The sequence below is a fragment of the Streptomyces sp. NBC_00388 genome, from assembly GCF_036061255.1.
GTDB lineage: Bacteria > Actinomycetota > Actinomycetes > Streptomycetales > Streptomycetaceae > Streptomyces.
The window spans coordinates 35,095-57,062 of record NZ_CP107948.1 but is presented as its reverse complement, the minus strand read 5'-3'; the positions used below and the strand labels follow the sequence as shown (position 1 = coordinate 57,062).

General features: G+C 66.8%; 12 protein-coding genes and 2 pseudogenes. 2 read left to right on the top strand and 12 right to left on the bottom strand.

Annotated features, from left to right (window positions below):
• Positions 1–140: 140 nt before the first annotated feature.
• Positions 141–773 (bottom strand): hypothetical protein, encoded by a 633-nt coding sequence (locus OG917_RS00235; RefSeq protein WP_328315420.1) that lies wholly within the window; start codon positions 771–773, stop codon positions 141–143.
• Between the two features lie 265 nt (positions 774–1,038).
• Between OG917_RS00235 and azu the strand changes: the two genes are divergently transcribed.
• Complete coding sequence (gene azu, locus OG917_RS00230; RefSeq protein WP_328315419.1) at positions 1,039–1,431, top strand: azurin; 393 nt, start codon at positions 1,039–1,041, stop codon at positions 1,429–1,431.
• Positions 1,432–1,493: 62 nt separating this feature from the next.
• On the opposite strand, the gene OG917_RS00225 is transcribed toward azu, so the two are convergent.
• The 9 genes and pseudogenes from OG917_RS00225 to OG917_RS00180 form a co-directional block, all read right to left on the bottom strand.
• Entirely contained in the window at positions 1,494–2,399 is a 906-nt protein-coding gene (locus OG917_RS00225; protein ID WP_328315418.1) for a Tn3 family transposase, read from the bottom strand.
• A 998-nt stretch (positions 2,400–3,397) separates the two neighbouring features.
• Positions 3,398–3,898: pseudogene (locus OG917_RS00220) on the bottom strand (DUF4158 domain-containing protein); the annotation flags it as partial.
• 368 nt (positions 3,899–4,266) lie between these two features.
• Positions 4,267–5,169, bottom strand: a complete 903-nt coding sequence (locus tag OG917_RS00215) for an IS5 family transposase (protein ID WP_328315417.1) — start codon at positions 5,167–5,169, stop codon at positions 4,267–4,269.
• 76 nt (positions 5,170–5,245) lie between these two features.
• Positions 5,246–5,665 carry a RacP protein gene (locus OG917_RS00210; protein WP_328315416.1) on the bottom strand — a complete coding sequence of 140 codons (420 nt, stop codon included), beginning with the start codon at positions 5,663–5,665 and terminating at the stop codon, positions 5,246–5,248.
• 2 nt (positions 5,666–5,667) lie between these two features.
• Complete coding sequence (locus tag OG917_RS00205) at positions 5,668–6,666, bottom strand: DUF6192 family protein (protein ID WP_328315415.1); 999 nt, start codon at positions 6,664–6,666, stop codon at positions 5,668–5,670.
• 867 nt (positions 6,667–7,533) lie between these two features.
• Complete coding sequence (locus OG917_RS00195) at positions 7,534–8,244, bottom strand: hypothetical protein (RefSeq protein ID WP_328315414.1); 711 nt, start codon at positions 8,242–8,244, stop codon at positions 7,534–7,536.
• A gap of 599 nt (positions 8,245–8,843) precedes the next feature.
• Entirely contained in the window at positions 8,844–9,521 is a 678-nt protein-coding gene (locus tag OG917_RS00190) for a DUF2238 domain-containing protein (RefSeq protein ID WP_443059044.1), read from the bottom strand.
• A 114-nt stretch (positions 9,522–9,635) separates the two neighbouring features.
• Entirely contained in the window at positions 9,636–10,091 is a 456-nt protein-coding gene (locus OG917_RS00185) for a DUF5707 domain-containing protein (protein ID WP_328315412.1), read from the bottom strand.
• Positions 10,092–10,313: 222 nt separating this feature from the next.
• Positions 10,314–11,121, bottom strand: a pseudogene (locus tag OG917_RS00180) (transposase family protein).
• 258 nt (positions 11,122–11,379) lie between these two features.
• Between OG917_RS00180 and OG917_RS00175 the strand changes: the two are divergent.
• Positions 11,380–11,928, top strand: a complete 549-nt coding sequence (locus OG917_RS00175; protein ID WP_328315411.1) for a DUF4262 domain-containing protein — start codon at positions 11,380–11,382, stop codon at positions 11,926–11,928.
• Positions 11,929–12,673: 745 nt separating this feature from the next.
• Here OG917_RS00175 and OG917_RS00170 read toward each other — a convergent pair.
• Positions 12,674–20,236 (bottom strand): SDR family NAD(P)-dependent oxidoreductase, encoded by a 7,563-nt coding sequence (locus OG917_RS00170; RefSeq protein ID WP_328315410.1) that lies wholly within the window; start codon positions 20,234–20,236, stop codon positions 12,674–12,676.
• A 46-nt stretch (positions 20,237–20,282) separates the two neighbouring features.
• Positions 20,283–21,221, bottom strand: a complete 939-nt coding sequence (locus OG917_RS00165; protein ID WP_328315409.1) for an alpha/beta fold hydrolase — start codon at positions 21,219–21,221, stop codon at positions 20,283–20,285.
• Positions 21,222–21,968: the final 747 nt, after the last annotated feature.

Below are 21,968 nucleotides of genomic sequence, written 5' to 3'. Positions count from 1 at the left end.
GGCGTCGATCCAGAGGCAGGTCTCCACCCGTGCATCGGCCAGGCAGGCCCTCGGGGAGGGGCGGGACGGCCTGTGGCCACGCGGCTGGCGCATGCCGTTCACTGTCCTGGCCCGGTGCGCGGGTTGACGGTGCGGCGCGGTCAGGAGAATTCCACGAACTTCCACTGCTGGAGCTTCGCCAGCGAGTCGCTGCGCCTCCTCAGCCACGGAAGCAGGCCCTCTCCGTGGAGCCCCTCTTCCATCGTGCGGGCCATGTCTTCCTCCTGGGTCTCGCGTCGGTTCAGGTTCAGGTGCGCGATGGGCTCCTCTTCGTAGGTGCTGATGTCCGCGTCCGCATCCCCGAAGTCGAGCACGGTGAGAACCTTGCGGTCGTCTCCCTGGACGGTGATGTAGCCGTCATCCGCCTTCAGGACCGACAAGTCGTCCTGCCCTGTGCCCCGCAGTGAGATTCCGTCCCGGAAGCTGCCGTGCAGAGCGAAATCTCCATACGGGTCGAAGTGCATGCGGTGTACCAGCAGGTTGGTCGACGTTCCGTGCGAGTTCTTCGCGGTGTCGAGGTACCAGCCCTGGAACCCGTTCTTTCCGGACGGCAGCCTCGGCTCAAGCACCGGCCGCGGCGGATTCGTGAACGTCCGCACCTCCGCCGAGCCGTTCACGTGGTTGATCTGTTCGTCCCTCGCCACGCCCTTGACACCCGGACGGGCTGCCAGACACAGGCCCGACTCCTCGTTCACGATGAGGAACTCACCCGCAGGGAATCCGTTGACCGACACGACCCCCACCACCTTCCGACTCAGTTGCAGTTCTCTGGCTGGTCTGACGCCGACGCACGGCAACCAGACCTCCAGGTGATTGTGCGATCACTATAAGTGACATGGCGTGATGGTTCGTCCGTCCGGTCGGACCGGATTGACGAACCGGCGACCGGTGCCCAGCGGAGGGCTATAAGATCGCCGAGTAGTTACGTTCTGCTCCTTATCTGCGACTCTCCGTGAGGGAATCGCTGGCTGGTGAGCGTTCTACCCAAGGGAGATCTCCATGAGCAACAACCATGTGACCGTCGAAAGCACCGACCAGATGAGCTTCGCCAGCAGGGAGTTCACCATTGACAAGAGCGCGAAGGAGGTCACCGTCAAGCTCACCCACTCGGGCAGCCTTCCGAAGGACGTGATGGGCCACAACCTGGTCATCGCCAAGACCGCCGACATGCAGAGCATCGCAACCGAGGGCATGACACAGGGCCTCGATAACGGCTACCTCAAGCACGACAACGCCGCGATCATCGCCGCCACCAAGATGATCGGTGCCCCGGAGAGGGAAGACTCCGTGACCGTCGAGACCTCGAAGCTGGAAGCCGACGGGGACTACTCGTTCTTCTGTACCTTCCCCGGCCACATTTCCTTGGAGAAGGGCAAAGTCGTCGTCAAGTGACGACCAGCAGATGCACCGCGGGCCGCCGGTTCCACTGAGCTGGCAGCCGTCGCCCCTCCGCCTCACACGGCGGGTTCCGCGTCGGCCGGATCCCTCAGCGGACGGCGGCCGGGTTCCTGAGGCCGGAAGAAGGCGTACCGGCCCAGGAAGTTGATGTGGTCGAACTGGAGTGGTGACAGGCGGGCGAGTAGGTCGTCGGTGACGGGGAATCCGTCGGCGGCGAGCTGTTTGGCGGCGCGGTCGAGGTAGAGGCTGTTCCACAGGACCACGCCGTTGAGCGCGAGACCCAGCGCCCCGAGCTGGTCCTCCATCCCCTCGCGGTAGTGCTGGCGCAGTTCGCCGCGCTGCCCGAAGAAGATCTTCCGGGCGAGGCGGTGGCGGGCCTCGGTGATGTTGAGCTGTTTGCCGATCATGCGGCGGTAGCCGGTGTCGGAGACGAACTGGAGCAGGTGCAGGGTCTTGAAGATCCGCCCGTAGTACGCGAACGCGTCGCCGAGCCCGGTGTGGCGGCCGTCCCGCGACAGCATGCGGATCAGGTCATAGCCGCGGACCTCGCCCGTAGTCAAGGAGCCGGCCACACGCAGCATGTCGCCCCAGTGCGCGCGCACCCGGTCGAGGCGCACGGTGTGACGGGAAGCTTCCTGGAGGGGCCCGTAGTCGGCGGTGGCGTGGGTGCGCCACAGGCGGGCGTCGCCGATGTCGGCGATCCGCGGGGAGAACTGGTAGCCGCAGATCGCGAACAGTCCGAAGACAATGTCGGAGTACGAGGCAGTGTCGGTGATGACGGTCTCGGGCTTCGGTCCGCCGTCCCGGTTGTGGAGGGCGTCGAGGATGCGCCGTGCAACGCGCCGGCGAGTTCGGCCAGGTGCGCGGCGGGCTCCGCGTCGAGTCCGAGCGCGGTGAGCACGGTGGGCTGGGCGCTCTCCCAGCGGTCTCCGCTCAGGAGCTTGGCCCGCGGGTCGCCCCACCGGTCGCCGCGCCGGGCGTAGACATCGCGGCGGCGCAGGGAGCGGTGCAGGTGCTCCAGCACGCAGAAGGAGTAGGCGGCCTTGTCCGCCAAACCGGGCTCCAGGCCGGGGGCGGCGAACACCAGCCGCCGCCACGAGCCGCTCACCAGGGTGTCGGAGACCTCGGAGGCGTCGATCTTCTTGCGGCCGATCAGATGCGGCAGCTGCTTCAGTGCTTTCACCACCGGGGCGCCGGCCTGCACGGCGCCGAAGTCGACGACGTCGACCAGCAGCCGGATGAAGCCGCGCACGGTGCTGTAGCGGGTGGCGAGCGCGGCCCGCCACTCCGCGTCCTCATCCCCCTCCTCCTCGGGGACGACCTCGGCGATGATCGCGAGGGCCTCGGCGAGCTTCTCGCGGGGCACGACCTTCTCGATCGCCGACCACGCGTCGACCACCGAGACCAGCTCCCCGGTATCGGTCGCCGGCGCGGTCTCCAGCAGCACCCCGACCGCCTTCGCGACCCGCCCCGCCGCCCGGCGCAGCCTCGGCAACGACCTGAGCTTCTCCTCCTTGCCGACCCGCTCCGCCCGCGACAGCAGCCGGGACGACATCAGGACGTCCAGAAGGTCCAAGGCGTCATCGACGGTCGCGGTCTCCAGATGCTGCACCGTGGCCAGCAGCGTCGCCGTCTTCCGGGACTCCTCCAGGTCCCGCAGGGTGGGCGCCTTCGAGCCCATCCCGTACCGGGCCAGCCCCGACATCCGGGCCGCCGGCACCACCGACGTGGGCACCAGGTGGGCGCCCAGGCCCTGGACCTCCTTCGCCCGCTCCAATGCCGCGGTCATCGCCGTCCCCGAGACGCGCATCGGCGGTGTCCGCAGCCGCTCCAGCTCCGAGACCCGCTTGCCGTCGGGAACCTTCAGCAGGTCGCGCATCGACTGCCTCAGGTCGTCCGGGACGGCCTCGTTCAGCGTCCGGTACAGGGCCGTGCTCTCGCTCGCGCGGACCTCGGCGACCAGCCGGGTCAACGTGGTGATCCCCGGCAGCAGCACCCGGCTGTCCACCAGCCACACCACCGCCCGGTCGAACAACGCCCGCGGCCCCTCCAACGACGCCCACACCCGCGCCGCCAGGAACGCGCGGACCTCGTCCTCCGCGGCCGGGAACTCGCGGTAGCCGCAGGCGTCCCGAATCTCCCACGCATGCTCGTACCGGTTCTGCCGCCGCGCCCCGTAATCGGCGAACTCCTCCGGCCCAATGTCGAGCTGCTCGGCCGCGAACCGCACCACCGCGGCCGGCACGACGGACAAGTCCTCGGTCGGGAACACCCCGAGCATCCGCACGCAGCCCCACTGCACCGCCCACCCCAGCCGGTTCGCCGGAGCCCGCTTCCCGCGGGCCAAGGCGAGTGCCTGCGCGTCCAGGCGGAAGAACTGCTCCAGCTCACCGGGAGAGGGCACGGCAGCGAACCGGCCGAAACGGGAGACCTGATCATCAGAGAGGAAATCAACTGGCATGACCCGGACCGTAGGACCGCTGAACAGCGGAAACAGCGCGAGTCATCGAACCGCAATCAAGATCGGCCAGATGTCGCTACTGGCCGTTCCGATCCTCCCCGAGGACCATGAAGGTCAACGCGCCACTGTGTGGACACCTCCAAAGCTGCTCGCAGTCGTGGTGGGTGCTGCCGAGATTGCGGTTGCGGCGCTTGCCGGAGCTCGTCGAATGCCGCACGGCAGGGATTGCCACCGTGACCAAACTGGTGGAGGCCTTGGCCTGCCGTCGGGAAGCAGTTGCCCCCGAAAGTGGGATATGGCGGCAGGGCGGGAGAGCCCGTAGCGGCCACCAAGGGCCTTTAGTCTTTATCGGATTTTTTATCCCATTTTCATTTCCTTGGAGATGGGCGGCTTGTATCTGTCGCTGCCGCCCGTGACGGCGGGGTCGACTGCCTACCTTGATGTCCGCGCGGTTCGCCGATGCTTGAGGCGGAGCGTGTCAAGCGCCTTGTCATGAGGGTGATGGCGGACCACGTGATCAGGGTTTCGGAGTGCTGGATGAGGCGTTCGTAGTCCCTCGCGTGCCGGCGGGCGTGCATCATCCAGGCGAGCGATCGTTCGACGACCCAGCGGCGGGGCAGGACGATGAAGCCGGAGGTGTCCTTGGGGCGGCTGACCGGCTTGATCGTGAGGTTCAGTCGCCCTTTCGCCCAGGTCACGAGCTTGCCCGTGTAGGCGGAATCGGCCCAGACGATCGTGATCTCGGGGTGGGTGAGGCGGAGCCGGAAGAGGATTTCCTTCGCCGCGTCGCGGTCGCTGAGGGAGGCGGGGGTGACCATCACCATCAGTGGCAGGCCGCGAGTGTCGACCACCAGGTGCCGTTTGCGGCCGTTGATCTTCTTGCCCGCGTCGTAGCCGCGGGTGGCCCGGGAGACGGTCTCTGCGGCTTTCACGGACTGGGAGTCGATGACCGTGGCGACAGCTCTGGGAGCTTTGCCCAGCTCGCGGCGGATCCGCGAGACGAGATGGTCACGGATCTGGTTGACGGTGCCGGCGGCCGCCCAGCGGGCCATGAACCCCCAGACCGTGCGCCAGGGCGGGAAATCCGCGGGCAGGGCCCGCCACTTGCAGCCGGTGTCCACGACGTAGCGGATCGCGTCCACGATCTCCCGCCTCGGATGCTTCTCCGGACGCCCGCCGACCACGGTGTCGCAGGCCGGGATGGGCAGAAGCTGTTCGATCAGGGCCCACTCGGTGTCGGTGGTGTCGGTGGGATAGCAGCGCCGGCGCATGACAACGGGTACCTCCAGGCATGGATGCGGGGGGCCGGACGGCGAAGCCGTCCGGCCCCCGCCAGGGTGGGATGGGTCAGGCCGAGGCGACGAGGTCGAGGGTGGATTCGATGGAGTTGAGCTGGGCGACGATGTGCCGTACCCACTTGTCGTTCGGGTGGGCAGCCGCGTGCGGGGCGACGGTGCCGGTGATGAACCGGCGGAACTGGGTCAGCTTCTCGCCCACCACCTGCCGCTCGTAGGCTTCCAGCGCGGCCCGTTCCGCGCCGAGCTGGTAACCGTCCGCGCGGGTCCAGATCAACGGTGGCCAGCCCTTGGACGCGGCCTCGTCCTTCAGCGCCGCCAGCCCGGAGCGGACCTGGTGCGGGGACAGTGCACTGGCCCGCACCAGCTGGTGGAACTCCAGACCGGCCGGGCGGGCTTCGAACAGGACGAAGCGGACCGTGTCCGCGTGCCGTCTGGCGGCGTCCCCCTTGCGCCGGGAGGCGCGGGGCACGACTACTCGCCCCGCAGCATGGCCGCGAGCTCGTCGTCCATGTCGACCTTGCCGGTATCGACCGCCGTCTCGATCCAGTCCAGCGTCGCCCTCACCTTCGCGACGCCCCGGTGCACGATCGCCGACTCGTCCTCGGACAGGGTCCGGTCCCGCAGCCCGGGGACGGCGCGGCCGGCCGCGGCGACGAACGCGTGGCAGGCGGTCACCAGGTCGAGAAACTCCACCGTCCGGTCGATGCTGCGGACCGCCGGCGCAACAGGGTCCGTGCGTTCGAAGTGGTCGTGTGCTTGTCGGCTGCGTTCGTTCTGAGCATGGTTGACCTGGAAGCGGGCTGTGTCGTCACTCATCGCCTTGAACGCGACGTCCGGCCGCCGGAGCAGGCTGGTCGCCGCCGTGGTGGCGACGTGCTCGTCCCGGGTGAACTCCTCCACCACCCGCACCTTGTCGTTCCGGGACACTTTGGCCGCGACCTGGGGGCGCTTGAGGAAGTCGGTGGTCACCGCCGCGGCGACCTCCGCCTCCTGGGCGAGCGAGTGGATCGCAGTGACCTTCTCCTGCCGGGAGACCGGCGTCTCCACCTGGAAGCCGACCCGGCGTTTGGCATCGTCCACGGTCCAGCGCTTCTTGCCGACGGGCAGTTTGCCGATCTCCGCGAACCGGTCGGCTTCACCGTCGATGCTGGCCAGCACCCGGTGCACTGTGAACGAAACCCCTGGGCGGCGCCGGTCGGCCGGCCAGCGCGAAGCCGTCCAGCGAGCGGTCTTGACCGTCGACAACGACAGACCGATATCGCCGGCCAGCATGTCCAGGGACGCTTCCACCGACCAGGCGTTCTCCGAGACCGGGCCACCGCGGGGGCGCATCGGCTCGACCTCCAGGGCGCGGTCCCCGATCGTGAACTGCCCGCGCGTCTGCTGTTCGACCACGTCCCGCAACTCGGCCACGATCTGCTCGTAGCGGGACAGAGTCACTTCTCCGACGTTGCTGTTCTCCTCCGGCATGGTGCACTCACCATCCAACTGCGGACATCGGTACGGCACTTCGGGCCGCATTGGACCGGTTCCGCTTCCTCCACGGAGAGTCAGACCAGAAGTAGGAAGATCACAACAAAAGATAGAAAATAACCGGCTTTGACTGGATCAGGTTCGTGGAAGCGTTCGCCTTACGGTCACTGTGACCGAGTCCCGAACGTTTCCTTCCGCGACCGCCAGGCGGCCACCTTGCACCGCTTCGAGCAGTAGACCGCCCGCACACTCCGGTCCACCCCCGCCGTCCAGCCCGCGCCGCAGACCAGGCACGACCTCCGGCCATCCTCGCCGCGGACCGCCGCCAGGCGGCGCCGCAACCGACGCCGCGACCGCCACTGCCTGGAACGACACGCTGCCGAGCAGAACACCGCGTGCGGCCGGGCATCCGGCCTCAGCCGTTCACCACAGCCCTCGCAGACCCTCTCTTTGGCCCTGTCGACACCCTCAACCACCGCATCAGCGTAGGGCTCAGGCTACTCACCAACGGGGGATCAGAAACGGGTTCTAAGGGCTCGCAGAGAAGGGTGAACCGTTCCGGGTTCGGTAGAAAACGTAGATTGTGGTGGTGAATTCTATCTAGGCGGCGGGCACCACTCCCGCGCAGAGCGCAGCGAGAAGTCCCCACGCCATACCGGCGAGCCGCCTGCGGCAGCTGCGACCCCGAGCATGCCGACCACGAGTGCGTTGCGCGGCTGCAGGGTGTCGGTCACTGCGCGGGCAACGCTGTTCGTCGTGGATGTGGCCGGACCCGGCGGATTCACTCTCGTCCTTCGTCGATCGGAGCTGGAACCTGTTCGTGGCGGCCGGGCGAAGGTCGCACCCAGCCGCCGTCCTGTCGGGCTAGCGTCGGATCGTGGCCGTCAGGGAACCCATGGTGACGTGGGGCGTCTGCTGCGGATCCGGGTGGGTGCGGATCAGCCGGTGCCCGACTCCCCACACCAGGGCGCCCAGTGCGAACCCGTACACGACGACCAGTCCGTGCCCGTTCTCCTGGGCGAACCACATCGCCAGGCCGAGCACGGGTGCCGCAATGGCGAGCAGGCGGTCCTTGTGATTCTTGGCGTGCAGCAACAGTCCTGCGGCGAGGGTCGCGGCGAGGAAGTAGGTGGCTCCCGAACTCCCCGCGAAGTTACGGGGATCGGTGCTGCGGCTCGTCTCCATGAACAGCGAGTCGATGTGCTGCGGAAGAAGGATCCCGGCCACGAACAGACAGAGCATCAAGGGCCCGCCCCAGAACCACTCCGCGAGGGCCGCGATCACGGCGAGGGTCGCGATGTTCCAAGCCCCGCCCAGGAAACCTCCGTTCTGCATGAAGACCGAGGTGGCCGGGCGCCACCAGCCGGACCTGCTCGGATCCGCGTCGAAGGCGTCCATGGCCCCCGCCCAGCCGAGTTGGGTCACCACTCCGGCGACTGCGACCGCGAGCACGGCTACGGCGGCCCAGGGGATGCGCCGCTGCGGGATCGACTCTGGGCCGAGCAGTGCCATGCCCGCCTTGAACATCAGCACGATCAGCGCTGCCGTGGTCACGTTGAACAGCAGATTGCCCATGACTGTCTCCCCCGTCGTTCGCAAGCGTGGTCGAATGCGGAGGTGACGCTACTGGACGTGATCCGCTCAGTAGGGGCCGGATTCCCTTGCTGAGCTGGTTCTTTGCGAACTCTATGCAGTCCGCGCCGTCAGGACACCCCACCGCCCGGATCCGCTGGGGGTCGCTCCGTCCGCAGCACAAGGGTCGGTCCGGCGGCCTTGGGACTGCAGGCGTTCGCTGGCGAGGAGCTGCTTTCGGGGCCATTCGCCTGCGAGGGATCGTCCGATCGGCACATGTGGTGGTTTCTAGCTGAATCACAGGTCGTTGCCGTTGTCGCGAACGCCCGCGAGGCGGTCGGACTCGATGAGCGTGCCGTCCAGGATGACGTGCGTCGATCGGCGACATCACCCGCGCCGCACTCGTCCTCAACGGAACCGCAGGTCCCGACGCCACTGCCTGGAACGACATGCCGTCGAGCAGAACCTCGCCCGAGGCGGAGCGTCCGGCCTCAGATCGCAACAGCTCTCGCACACCCGCTCTACAGCCCGCCCGGCGTCCTCGGACACCCAGCCAGCCTAGGTCACAAAGCTACTCAAAACCGGGGATCGAAAACAGGCACTCACAGGTTCGGCCGATCGACCGCTGAGATCTGAACTCCTGCTCCTGAAAGACCGTGCCGCTGCTGGCCGGCGTCCGGAACAGGCACGGCTGCGTCCTGTGTGGTACCGCCTGTCGTGCCCGGGATGGGTGTGGTCAGGGCGCGGTCGTGGGCGCGGCTGAGCAGCAGGACGGAGAGCACGGCCCCGATCAGGCAGCAGAACATGTCCCACTGGGTGTCCCAGACATCGCCCTGGGTGGCCAGGAACGCGTCCGCGGAGTGGCCGCCGATCAGCGACGACCACCATTCCAGCATCTCGAAGAAGGCGCTGAAGGCCAGGCAGGCGCAGACCGTGAGCGGCGCGAGCCAGCGACTTCGGCGCAGCGGCGACGTTCTGACGAGCAGCTCTCGTACCAGGACGGCGGGGACGAAGCCCTGCATGAGGTGGCCGAGCCGGTCGTAGGGGTTACGGGAGAGCCCGAGGGTGTCCCGCACCCAGTTCCCGGCCGGGACCTGGGCGTACGTCCAGTGGCCGCCGACCGCCAGAACGAGAGCGTGCAGCACCAGCAGCCAGCACAACAGGTCCGTCAGCGGGAAGCGCCGCCAGAACGCGAGGACCAGCGGCACACCGATGATCACCCAGAACGTCTCCATCACCCACGTCACCCGGTCCACCGGCTGCCACCCGGACACCGCCATGATCACCAGCACTGCCCCGAGCGCCACCACCGGCCCCCGGCGCCGCTCCGCCGCCCGCGTCTTTTCGCTCATACCGCCACCCCTGCCGCTCGACTCCCACCCTGTCTTCCTGTGTCAGTGCATGACGGTGAAGGTCGCGGCCTTGGGTGCGAAGGTCGTGTCGCGGTCCTTGGCAGTGGCGAGCACGGAGACGTACCAGGTGCCCCCGGGCATCGCGGCCGCGTCCGTGGCGGAGTCCTTCACCCTGTAGGTGCACACCGAGGTCGTGGGCGACGTCGCCCTGCACGTGGCGTTCTCGACGGCTTTCATCTCACCGGCCTTGGGAGCCAGGCCCGAACTTGCCGGCCACGCCAGCACCTTCAGTCCCTCCACGCCCGAGTTGTCGGCCACGACAGCGGTGAAGGTCAGCGACGCCCCCGCTCCACCGGCCGGCAGGGCGTAGTGGGCCGCGGCCTTCGTGATGGCCGGCTTCGCGGGCGCCGCGGCACCAGCGGAGGTAACCAGCGCGACGGCGCCGACAGCGACAGCACCAGCTGAGACGAGCGAGATGACGACGGTGCGCTTGGACATGGAATCCCCCAGAAATTGGCTACTGCTGCCTCACCGGCGGGCGGTCGGTTGGTACACCCGCGGTGTGGTGTGACCAGCGTGCGGCAGCTGCCCTTCGCTCGGCATGAGTACACCTACTCAACCCGCATACCTACGACTCGGTGCGGCTGTCACGGGCGGCCTGTAGCCGGAGTGAGATCTCTCGAACCTGAGACACCGTCACTGAGGTTTTCTCAACGAAGATCATTTCCAGGTTCCGTTGGAGACGAGTGCGGCGCGGGTGATGTCGCCGATCCGGCTGGGGCTGAGGGAGACGTGTTTGAGTGCGCGCCAGCGTTCCTCGAGTTCGGCGGCTGCGCGTTCGCCGAGGGCGCGCAGGTCTCTGATCAGGGTGTTCGTGGTGCGGGTGTCGGTGTGGAGGGCTTGTTCGGACCTGCCCTTGGGGCGGCGGACCGGGACGTGTATACCGATGCCGGCGCCGATGTAGCCCTTGTCGGCGAGTGTCGGCAGGCCGTCGGTGGCGGCCTTGTAGAGGGCGGGCAGTGCGTGGATGCGGACGGCGGTGATGCCGGGCGTGGAGCCGGGCTCGACGTCGGAGACCCACAGCGGAGTGCCGTCGGGGGAGGACAGAAACTGCACGTTGCCGCCGAATGCCTTGTGTTTCTAGCTGAACCACAGATCGTTGCCGGTGTCGCGGACGCCCGCGAGGCGGTCGGACTCGATGAGCGTGCCGTCCAGGATGACGTGCGTCATGCCGTCCCGCCGACAGCGGTTCAGGACGTCGTGCAGGTCTGGAGCCTGGTCGGCGAGGACGTCAATGCCTTCGTGCAGGTAGCGGTAGCCGGTGGCCTGGGAGATTCCGGCGTCGCGGGCCAGGCGGTGCACGCAGGCACTCACGGAACCAGCGCAGGACCAGCACGGCCTAGCGGAACGGGCCCAGTGCCCGAGATCCTCGCGGGGTGCGCAACTGCCGCCGATGGGCGGCCAGCAACCGGGACAGGTGGTCCACGACGTGGCGCGGGACGTCGAGCGTGGCAACATAGGTGACCAACGTGAAGCCTCTGGTGGTTCAGACACGATCTTGTGGTGAGACCTGTCCTACCAGGGGCTTTACGTCTGCCCACGACCAGGATGCGTTCGTCCGATCCACCCCGGAACGAACGGTTCACGAGGTTTCGCGAAGATCATTTCGCTGAGAAAACCTCACTGGTCTCGGCGCCCTGGTCATCGGCATGCCGCGCGAGGCAGCAGACCAGGCACTCGCCTGCCCAGCTGGCCGGCTCTAACACTCACCTCGTAGCCTCCGCGTATGACTTCTGATCCGTTCCAGTGCCGCTGCGTCCTCTGCCATGACTACGGTGACCGAGACGAAGCGGACCGTATGGATCTGACGATCATCGAGAATGTGCAGCGGCACGGATGGCACGTCGTGATGGTTCCCGAGGACGATATCGGTCCTGGATTCGCCTACACGATCGGCCTGTCACACACTCACAGCGCACCTGAACTCGCCGTGTTCGGACTCGATATCCACGGCATGCACCGCATGCTCAACAGGCTCGGAGAGAAGTCCGCCGCGGGCGCTGTACTGGCTGAAGGCCAGAGACATCCTGACGTTGGTGACGGTCACCAAGTCGCGCTCAGGCAGGTTGATCTGCGCTGGTACCGGACCTTCTTCGGACAGGCCACCGGGTTCTACCGGCGGCCTCCCTTCCCCGTGCTGCAGGTCGCGTGGCCCGACGCGGATGACCGCTTTCACTGGGAAGAACAAGCAGAGGAGAGGCATCAGGGTTCCCAGCCTCAGTTGTGGCTGCGCCCGAGTGAGCACCCTGTCGGGATCTGGACGACCGAACTCTGACCGGTGCCGACCAGCGACGGAGTGAACCGGCGCGAGAAGCTGCTGGAGCAAGATCATTTTGTGGAGCAGTTCGAATCCGGCCCAACCGTAGAGTTGCCGCTTGATCTTCTTGATGCCTGCGTCATAATGGACGAGCTGCTCGGGGCTGAGGATGCTCAGGGAGCGGATCCAGAGCAGTTCCAGGCGTCGGGCCGCATCGAAGGCAGGATTGATTCGGGCCGGGAACGGAAAATGGAACGGGCGGGGTTCACTGCCCATGAGCCCGGTGTCGGCTCGGTCCACCGTGGTTGCGGACGGACGCCGAAGGATGCGGACTGCCGAGGTACCCAGACCGGTCGGGCCTGTGGGAACAAACACGAGTCCTCCAAAGCGAGCTCAGCCATACGCCGTCAATTGATTACGTCGTGTGCCTGCCCGTCGCGTGACAGGCGATCACTGCCACGGCGTTCCTCGTTCGAGTGGTCCTTGCAACAAACTTTGCTATTCCCGCCTCTGGGCGGGCCGTGAGCCAGGACCACCGGATGCTCGCCAACGTTCCCTTGGTGGCAGTCCGCTCGCCCCGGCCGAACGGGGCGAGCCGCTGAGTCGTTACCAGCTGCGGTCACAGGCGCAGTGCACGCGGAGGCGTCGGCCAGCGACCGGCCGATCACCCCGCGTTCCGCGAAGGTGGCAGGTGCTCAGCGTGGATCCGGCTGGGGGCGATCTCTGGCCCGCCGCGAGAACTGCACACCTGATTCGACGCCCGTCATGCGAGACATCCGGCGTGTGGACGCTCGGGGCCCCCGTCGGCTCGCGATGGCTCATCGGCCACCTCGGAAGGCGCATCGGATGCGGTGATTCCGAGCTGGGCGAGGATGCGGGTGGACAGGTCAGCGAGGCTGGGTGAGTTGAGCAGGGTGATGGCGGTGAGCGTGCAGCCGAAGGTCCGCTCCACGGCTACGGCGAGTTCGGTGGCCATCAGAGAGTCGATGCCGAGGTCGCTGAGCCGGCCGGAGCGGCCCAGCCGCTCTACGGGGATCCGGAGAATCTGGGCGATGGAGTGGGCAAGGATCTCGATGGTCTGGCTCCCGACCTGTGCTGCCGGCAGAGCAGCGAGGCTCTCACGGAGCTGGCGGGGGTCCCTTTGCTGGTCGCCATGACTGGCGGCCGGGATGACAGCGCTCAGGCGCGGGACGTTGATGGCGTAGCGCGAGCGGCTGATGCGCTCCCAGTCGAACGCGCCACTCACGGCGACGACATCCAGGTCCGGTCGGGCGAAAAGCCCTTCCAGTGCCGCGAACGCGCTGGCTGTGGTCTGCGAGCCCAGACCGGTGCGCCTCAACGACTCGACCCTCTCCTCACGCGCGAGGATACCGACGTCACCCATGAGCCCCCACTGAACCGCGAGCGCAGATTCGCCAGCAGCCTTGCGCTGGTGGACCAGTGCCTCCACGGCCATGTTCGCAGCGACGTAGTTGGCCTGGAGACTATTCCCGACGAGTGCTGCCGTAGAGCTGTAGACGACGAAGAAGTCGAGGCCCCTACCCCTGGTGAGGTTGTCAAGGACGTATCCGCCACCGATCTTCGGGTGGAGAACCGTGCGGTTTCCGGCGTCGGTGAGTTCGTCCAGAGGACCGTCGTCCAAGACCATGGCGGCGTGAATGACGCCCCGAATCGGGGACCCTGATGCATCGGCGGCGTCGCATACGCCTCGCATTGCGGCAACGTCGGCGGCATCGGCGGCGTACGGGATGGCTGTGACTCCGCGGGCGGTCAAGTGCTGGAGGAGAGCGGTTGCCTCGGGTGTGTGCGCACCGCGTCGGCCGACCAGGGCCAGCCTCCGGGCGCCGTGGTCGGCGAGCCAGCGGGCGGTCGCTGCACCGAAGCCCCCGAGCCCCCCGGTGACCAAGTAGGTGGCATCCGGATCAAGAGCCAAAGGGGTGGGCTGCGGATGGACCAGAACAGGTTCGTCGAACGTCAGGACGACCTTGCCGGTGTGGCGCGAGTGGCGCAAGAGGTCGAGAGCCTCGCCCACCCGGTGTGCGGGGTACGTGTGATGCATCAACGGCTTATAGATGCCCCGGTGGACCCGCTGTGCGACTTCCTCGAACAGCTCGGGGCCCGCCGGGTCACGGCCCTCCACCAGCGGGGTGATGTCAGCGCCGAAGAATGCGAGGTTGTCCAGGAACGGGCGCGTGGGCAGTGGAGCATTGCTGAGGAAGTCCCGCTTGCCGAGCTCTACGAACCGGCCTCCGCAGGCCAGCAGCTCGAGACTGCGGACTTGGGCCTCCCCGGAGAGCGCGCTGAGGACTACATCTACGCCGCGACCATTGGTGATCTGCCGCACTTGGTCTGCGAACTCGAGGGTGCGGGAATCGAGGACATGTTCAACACCCAGCAGCCGCAGAAGAGTCCGCTTGGCCTCGGTCCCCGCCGTTGCGATCACCCGGGCACCCCTGGCCTGCGCACACTGTAGTGCGGCGAGGCCGACCCCTCCGGCGGCGCTGTGCACCAGGACGGTCTCTCCGGCCCGGAGACGAGCCAGATACTCCAAGCTGTAGTGGGCGGTGAGGTACACGACCGGCAGGGTGGCGGCATCTGAGAAGGCCATACCGTCAGGCATGAGGGCGACCATGTCGGCGCGTGCGAGTGCGAAGGCGCCCAGGGCGGCAGGGGCAACAGCGAAGACACGGTCACCGGGCGCGATGCCGGTCACGTCTGGCCCGCACTGTACGACCGTGCCGGCGCACTCAAGTCCCAGCTGCGGTACGCCGTTGCGTTCGTGGGCCGGGGGGACCAGGCCCATCGCGGTCAGCGCATCGCGGTAATTGACTGCGCTGGCCCGCACGCGGATGGCCACTTGGCCGGGGCCTGGGGCGGGCTCCTCATCCTCTTCCCAGTCGAGCCGGTACGACATACCGATGTCGTGGACGCGCAACCCGTACGCGGAAGGGGAGTCGGCGGCGACCCAGTCAGCCTGCTCAGCGAGGTCCAAGACGCGAGGCACGAAACGCCCTTGCGGTCCGAGAACGACTTCGTCCTCGAGTGAGCCTGACAGAAACTCACGGGCAAGCGCTTGCGCGGCGTCTGTCGCCTCGGGCCCGGACGGGCCGTGATGCACAGCGATCCGCTTGACCTTGGTCCGGCGCTGTTCGTTGCCGAGCGATCGTCCTGCCCCCCACACCGCGGCGTCCGCGGGCCGGGTGGAGGGCAGCACCGTCATTCGCCCCTCCTGCCCGATGTTGACGATCCACAGGGTGACTTCCACGCCTTCGGGCAGTGCTGCACAGGCGCGAGCGACCGCCTGGAGCACCAAAATGCGCGCAGCCGCTTTCTCTACAGTCCCGCCCGGCGTGTCGTCTACGGTCGGCGGAGTGGACTCGCCCCATAGGAGAACGACGTTGGCGTGCTGCGCGTCCTGGGGCAACAGGTCCGGCCAGTTCACGTCGCACGCGTTCAACGCAGTAGTGCGGACATTCTGTTGATCCGCGGCGGCCAGAGCGGTGGCCAGTTGCTCGACGGCCGCAGTGTTGCCCTCGTCCGCGGCGAGAAGCCAGGACGTGTCGCTCGGAGCGGAGGGCTCCCATGTGCACGGATCCTCGCGTGGCTGGCGGGATGCGAGGAGCACTGAGCAGGTTCTGGCTCCGGAGGTGTCGTCCTGCCCCACCCCGGCCACATCGCAGAAGCCGACCTGGCCGAGCAGGGAGGGCCAGTCATCGCTCGGCAGCCATGGGGTATTGGGACGTAGCCGGGTGTCGGTGGAGGCCCAGAAGCTATCGAGCAGCCCGAAGATGCCAAGGCTGGCCTCCTCGTCGTGCCATTCCACGGCCAGCAGGTGCCCGCCGTCGGCCAGGAGGCTGCTGACATACCCCAGAGACTGGACGAGGTTCTTGGCCGTGTGCAGGGAGTTTGCGGCGATGACGATGTCGAACGAGCCACGGACGAACCCCTGCTCGACAGGGTCCCGATCCAGATCCAGTGCGCGGAAGTCGACGAAGTCGTAGGCGGCGAACTTGCGTTGGGCCCGCTGGAAAAAGCCCGAGGAGATGTCGGTGAAGACGTACTGAGTGCGACTGGGAGGTAGATGGGGCAGCAGCTCGGTGGTGATGCCTCCCGTTCCGCCACCGATTTCCAGAATCCGCAGGGGCCGCTCCTCGGGCCACGACGAGACGGCGGTCTGCAGCAGAACCTCTGCGATCCTGTTGTACGGCCGCAGCAAGTCGTAGAAGCGTTCGGCCAGCCAGTCGCCGTCGGAGAAGAGCAGGTCGGTCGGATTGCATCGGCCACGCAGGACGTCCGACAGGTTGCCGCCGCAGTTGCCGAGCAGCATCAGCGCGTCGGCGAACGAGGGGAGCTCGCGCACAGCTTTCTGGAGAACCTGCTCCGGCTCTGGCACAGCATCCAGGTACCAGCGGCGGTCCCCGGCGCGGCCGGACGGGCGGAGCAACCCCTGACGTACCGCGCTGTCGATCAACAGGTTGAGGAAGTGAGAGTGCTTGCTGTCCACACCGGCATTGATCAGGTCCGTCACGCCAAAGTCGACTCCCCCCTCGTGTTCCCCGTTATGCGTCCGCGGCAGAATCGTGGTGATCGCGGCGGTCGTAAAGTGTGCCGCGAGCTCCTTGAGACCCTTCAGGTTCTTCTCAAGGCTGACAAGGTCCTCCGCCGAGGTCCGGCGAGAGAGTTCTTCCGCACACGCGGACACGACTGCTGAAGGAGCGGGCAGCGGGGAAGCCTGTGCACCAGCGCCCGGCAGTGGGGCCCCGCGCAGCTCCGTGGTCAGGAGCGTACGTCCGGTGTCCTTCCCGTCACGAAGACGCCGCAGCACACAGCCGTTCAGTTCCCATGCCACAGCGCCGGACGAGTCAGTGACGGTGACGTCCAGCACGCCGTGCTGCGAGTTCACGGCACGGGATCGGACATGGACGAACCCGCTGTGCGCGGGAGTCCGCCACGGACGGACCGACTCGATGAAGGTGGGGATGAACGGCTGGCTGTCGCTGATCTCCAACCACAGGGAAGCCGACGCCTGCAAGGCGCCGTCAGTCAGTGTGGGGTGCGCGCGATAGCCCTCTGAGGGCGACGCTGCAGTGTAGGAAGCAAGCACTTCGCCCGATCCGGCCCACAAGTCAGTCAGGGTGTGGAAGGCGGGCCCGTAGGGCAGGTTGACACCGGTGGTCATCCGCTGGTGTTCTTCGGCAGAGATGTGCCGGTTCATGCGGGCACGCACCGCGTCGAGATCGATCGCCTCCGGGGGGCGGCCCAAGAGGCGGCGGACACGGCCGCGCGCATGCGCGTGCCATGCCGCGGATGACCCTGTCCGGCTGGCGATGGAGACCCGCCCGTCATCCTTCGATAGAGACGTCTGAAGACGTACATCCATGGCCGGGTCGTCCCAGGGCAGCACCAGTGCGCTGACGAGGTCCAATCCATCGAGTTCGACCAGTTCCCCCTCGAACGCCCGGTGCCCGGCGGCTAGCGCCATCTCCACGTAAGCGGTCCCGGGCAATACCACATCTGCGCCGACCTTGTGATCGCCCAGCCACGGAAGCCTCGCGGGCTCCAGCGAGTTGTGCCAGGCCGGCTCAGCAGTCGGCACACGCAGCCCGAGCAGAGGATGGCCTCCGGCTTCGACGGCATCCGGCTGCTCCGGCTCCGGCTCGAAGCCGGAGGGCAGCCACCATGACGGATCACCATTCCAGTGCCGCTCCCGCTCCCAGGGATAGGCCGGGAGATCCACAACACGGCCGGGCCGGGGGAAGTACACCTGCCAGTCGACATCAGCCCCGGCGGCCATGAGCCGCGCGACGACAGCGTCGAGGGCTGCGGACGTCGCGGCGGAGCGGGAGAGAGTGGGAACCACCGCCGCTTCATGCCCGAGCTTCGTGGCTTGGCGTCGGACATACCCGGCCAGCACCGGATGCGGACCGACATCCACCACGGCGCTGCATTCCAGGGAGTCCAGCAGGTGAGTGACCGCGTCCCCGAACAGCACCGGCTCGCGGACATTGCGCCACCAGTACTCCGCATCCAGTTCAGGCCCGACTGCCACCGCACCAGTGACAGTAGACACGAACGGAATGTCGCACTTATTCGGGCTCAGCCCGGCCAGCGCCTCCAGCAGGGGCCCCCTGGTCCGGTCCATCGCCGAGGAGTGGAACGCGTAGTCCACCTCCAACTCGCGGAAAAACACGCCTTGTGGAGCCAGTTCCTCGTACAGATCCTCCAGAGCGTGAGCGTCACCGGAGACTGTGACGTCCTGGACCGTATTGACTGCTGCCAGCTCCAGGCGCCCGCCGTGGCCAGCCAGCACCTGCTGCACCTGCTCCGCGGGCAACCCCACAGCCGCCATACGCCCGGCGCCTGCCGTAGGCGCCTGCGCACGGCTGCGCTCGGCCACCACACGGGCAGCCTGTTCCAAGTCGAGGGCCCCTGCCGCGTGTGCAGCGGCAACCTCCCCGACGCTGTGTCCGGCTACGGCCGCCGGTGACACCCCGCGCTTTGCCAGCGCCGCGACCAGGCCCACCTGAACTGCGAACAGAAGGGGCTGGGCGATCTCGGCCCGTTCCAACCGTTCAGGGCTCACCGCCTTGGCAAGTTCTGCGAGGACCGACCACCCGAGCAACGGCGACAGCAAACCGTCGACTTGCTCTACAGCTGTCTGGAACTCCGCGTCCTGCTGCAAGAGGCGGATCCCCATCGCGGCCCACTGCGAGCCGTTGCCGGCGAAGACGAATCCCACGCGTCCTCGCGGGACGGCGCTCGCCGCCTGCACGGCCCCTTCCTGGCCCGCAGCAAATGCCCGCAGCGCAAGGGCCGCCTCGGCGGGACACGCAGCCAGCACGACTGCCCGCTCGCTGTGCTGGGTATGTCGCCTGCTCGCGGTCCACGCCAGGTCGTAGAACTCGTCCTCAGACGCCGCTTCCAGGCGAGCTGCCATCAGCTCCGCGGCTCTGGTCAACGCCGTGCGGGAACGGGCAGACACCATCACGGGCAACTGCCTGACGTCCGCTACTCGGGAAGGCGGCGGACAGGCCGCCGGCTGGGGGGCCTGTCCCAAGACGACGTGCGCGTTCGCGCCACCGAAGCCGAAGGAGTTCACCCCGACCAACCCTCGGCTGGCCGAGGAGCCCGCCGCCATACCGACAGGACGTGCCCGCAGCACCGGCTCCAGCCCAAGCCCCTCGAAGTCGATCGCCTCACTGACCGGCTCGGCGTGCAACGTCACCGGGATCTCTCCGTGCCGCAGGACCAGAAGCGACTTGAACACCCCGACGATGCCCGACGCCTGCTCAAGGTGGCCCATGTTGCTCTTCACGGAGCCAATTGGCAGCGCCGCCCCAGACGTGCGCCGCTTCCCCAATGCCCTCCCCAGGGCCGCGCACTCGACAGGGTCCCCGGCAGGAGTCCCGGTTCCGTGAGCCTCCACGTACACCAAATCGTCAGGATCCAGTCCGGCGCGGGAGTAGACATCCCGGAGCAGTTCCTCCTGTGCCTGCGCACTCGGCAGAGAGATTCCCTGGGTTCGGCCTGCTGCGTTCACTCCGGTCGCCAGCACCAAGCCATGAATCCGGTCTCCGTCGGTAACCGCGTCCGGCAGCCGCTTCAGCAGTACGACGCCGGCACCCTCCGAGCGCACGAAGCCGTCGGCCTGAGCTGAGAAGGCATGGCACCGGCCAGAGGGCGAGAGCATCGACGCCTTGGCATATCCCACGTAGTCGCTGGGGGCCAACAGCACATTGGCCCCACCGGCCAGTACCAGTGGAGCGGGAGTCGTCCGCAGAGCCTCGCACGCCTGATGCAGCGCGGTCAGCGAGGAAGCGCACGCCGTGTCGACGGCGATAGAGGGCCCGTGCAGATCAAATGCATGGGAGATGCGATTCGCCGAGCTGGCCACGCCGCCGGTCATCGTATATGCGTTCGTGCTATCCGGGCGCAGTTGCTGAAGCTGTTTGTAGCCCGGCGTGGAAACGCCCATGAAGACTCCGGCATTGGACCCCGCCCAAACAGCCGGATCGATACCGGCATCGTCGAACGCTTCAGTCGCGCACTCCAGGAGGAGCCGTTGCTGCGGGTCCATACGTGACGCCTCGCGTGGGAGCACCCCGAAGTACGAAGCATCGAATCCAGCGATGTCTTCGAGGAACCCTCCTGCCACGGTGTACGTCTTCCCGGGCCGTTCGCGATTCGGGTCCTTGAATTCTGTGACGGGAAAGCGGTCCTCCGGAACCTCGGTGACGAGATCCCGGCCCTGCGTCAACGCCGACCACAGCTCATCCATGGAGCTGATGCCACCGGGCAAACGGAACCCCACACCCACGATTGCCACGGCATCAGCGTAGGACCGTTCTGCGTTTCCGACTTCCCCATTAACGTCACGAGAAATCATCGTCACACCTCTCACCTGAACTGTGGCCTTCATCGCCTTCGGTTCCGAAACCGGACGGGGACATACTCTCTACGGTATCGAGATAGGCTAATTGCTGAAGCGGTTCGTTCTGGAAGAATCGCATGATGAGATCGGCGACTTCGGCAGGGCGCTCCGCATGAACGGCATGGTCCGCCTCTTTCACCGTCGCGAACCATGCTTCCCCAATCATGGATGCCACCCTCCTCCCCTCCCGCGGGGGTGTGGCATGGTCGTATTCACCCGAGACGACCAGTGTCGGAACCCCGACCAACCCACCGGGCGGAAGCGCCTTTTGCACGCATGCCCGCTGCAGCACATCCATGAGATGGGCGTTACTGTTCGGCCTGCTGTAATAGTCTTCCAACGCGCGGATTACGAGGTCTCGATTACGTACCGTACACGATGGATCGCGATTTACGATTATTGAGATCACGTAACGTCCGAAGTCTTCGATTCGCCCCTGCGTAATATGAGCCTCAACGGATTTCATGGCACCTCTGTGCCACCTCGGGATCTCGGGAGCGACTCCGAGCAGCACCATACGGTTGATGCGGGAAGGGAAGCGCTGGGCAAACACGTATGCCAGAGCGGCACCGTACGAGGTACCGACGACATTGACTCTTGGCGCATCAATCTCATGCAGCATGTGGCGAATTGATGCCGTGAGGAACTCTGCTCCACGAGAAGGAGGGAGCCGGTCGGCCGCTCCTTGACCGGGCAAATCTGCGGTGATCACTGACGTGAGAGGTGTCATATGGCTTTCCATCTCACGCCACCCGCACATGTCCATGAACGCACCCCCCACCAAAAGAACGGGGTTTGTGCTCGGATTGGGGTGCATGACGGTGCGGCATGAATACGAAAATCCGTCATAGGTAAGCCGCCGAACGGTTTCTACAGTCACCAGACTCGACTCCAGGAGAACTTCGGGGTCTGGGTGAACGCAGCCAGCCCGCAACCGCAATGCCTTTGCGAACTCTACCGACGATCCATCAGAAAGGCCAATTTCCACGCAATGCGCACGGAGCGTTCAAGTTCCATAATATCTATGGCTGAGTATGTTATAACTGACGATAAGATCGACGAATTTACGTATCTTTGTAAACGAGAAGGGCGGCAGGCGCAAGGACGCCTGGCTGTGTCGAAGTTCCTCGGAACGTCGTTGTCTGCCCCCGGAGATGCGGTATGTCCGGCCGACCGCTGACGTCCGCGAACTGAGTCAGAGCTGCTTCGCCAGGAGATGCCGCGTCGACGCGCGCCGCTGCGCCACCAGCCCCGTCAAGCGCCCGACTTGGTCCCGGGCCCGTCGCCATCCTGTGCTCTGGCGGTGCGCGGGCAGGCCTCCCACGTGGCGCCGCGCCGTCCGCCGCTGCCACTTGGTCGCCTGACGCACTGGGTTGCCCAGGTGCCGGGCCCCGTGGAACGCGGCTCGGTCGCGCTGGTGACGCAGGAATTCCGTGCCGCCGTCGCCCAGAGCGCCCCTGCCCCTCCCGGCAGCCATTGCGCTCGGTCGCTCAGCAGGGCCGCGGGCATTCGCCTGGCGGTTTCGGAGCGGGTGGTGTTGTCCGCCATTCGAGTGCAAGCGTGACAGAGAACGAATGCCCGTTTGAGCCTTCAAGTAGCTTTCAGGGCATGGTTTTTGAGCAGGCCA

Excerpts from the sequence above, each read along its gene's own strand:
- OG917_RS00205 (WP_328315415.1), bottom strand. The coding sequence starts at position 6,666 with ATGCCGGAGGAGAACAGCAACGTCGGAGAAGTGACTCTGTCCCGCTAC.
- OG917_RS00195 (WP_328315414.1), bottom strand. The coding sequence starts at position 8,244 with ATGGGCAATCTGCTGTTCAACGTGACCACGGCAGCGCTGATCGTGCTG.
- OG917_RS00215 (WP_328315417.1), bottom strand. The coding sequence starts at position 5,169 with ATGCGCCGGCGCTGCTATCCCACCGACACCACCGACACCGAGTGGGCC.
- OG917_RS00175 (WP_328315411.1), top strand. The coding sequence starts at position 11,380 with ATGACTTCTGATCCGTTCCAGTGCCGCTGCGTCCTCTGCCATGACTAC.
- azu (WP_328315419.1), top strand. The coding sequence starts at position 1,039 with ATGAGCAACAACCATGTGACCGTCGAAAGCACCGACCAGATGAGCTTC.
- OG917_RS00185 (WP_328315412.1), bottom strand. The coding sequence starts at position 10,091 with ATGTCCAAGCGCACCGTCGTCATCTCGCTCGTCTCAGCTGGTGCTGTC.
- OG917_RS00190 (WP_443059044.1), bottom strand. The coding sequence starts at position 9,521 with ATGGCGGTGTCCGGGTGGCAGCCGGTGGACCGGGTGACGTGGGTGATG.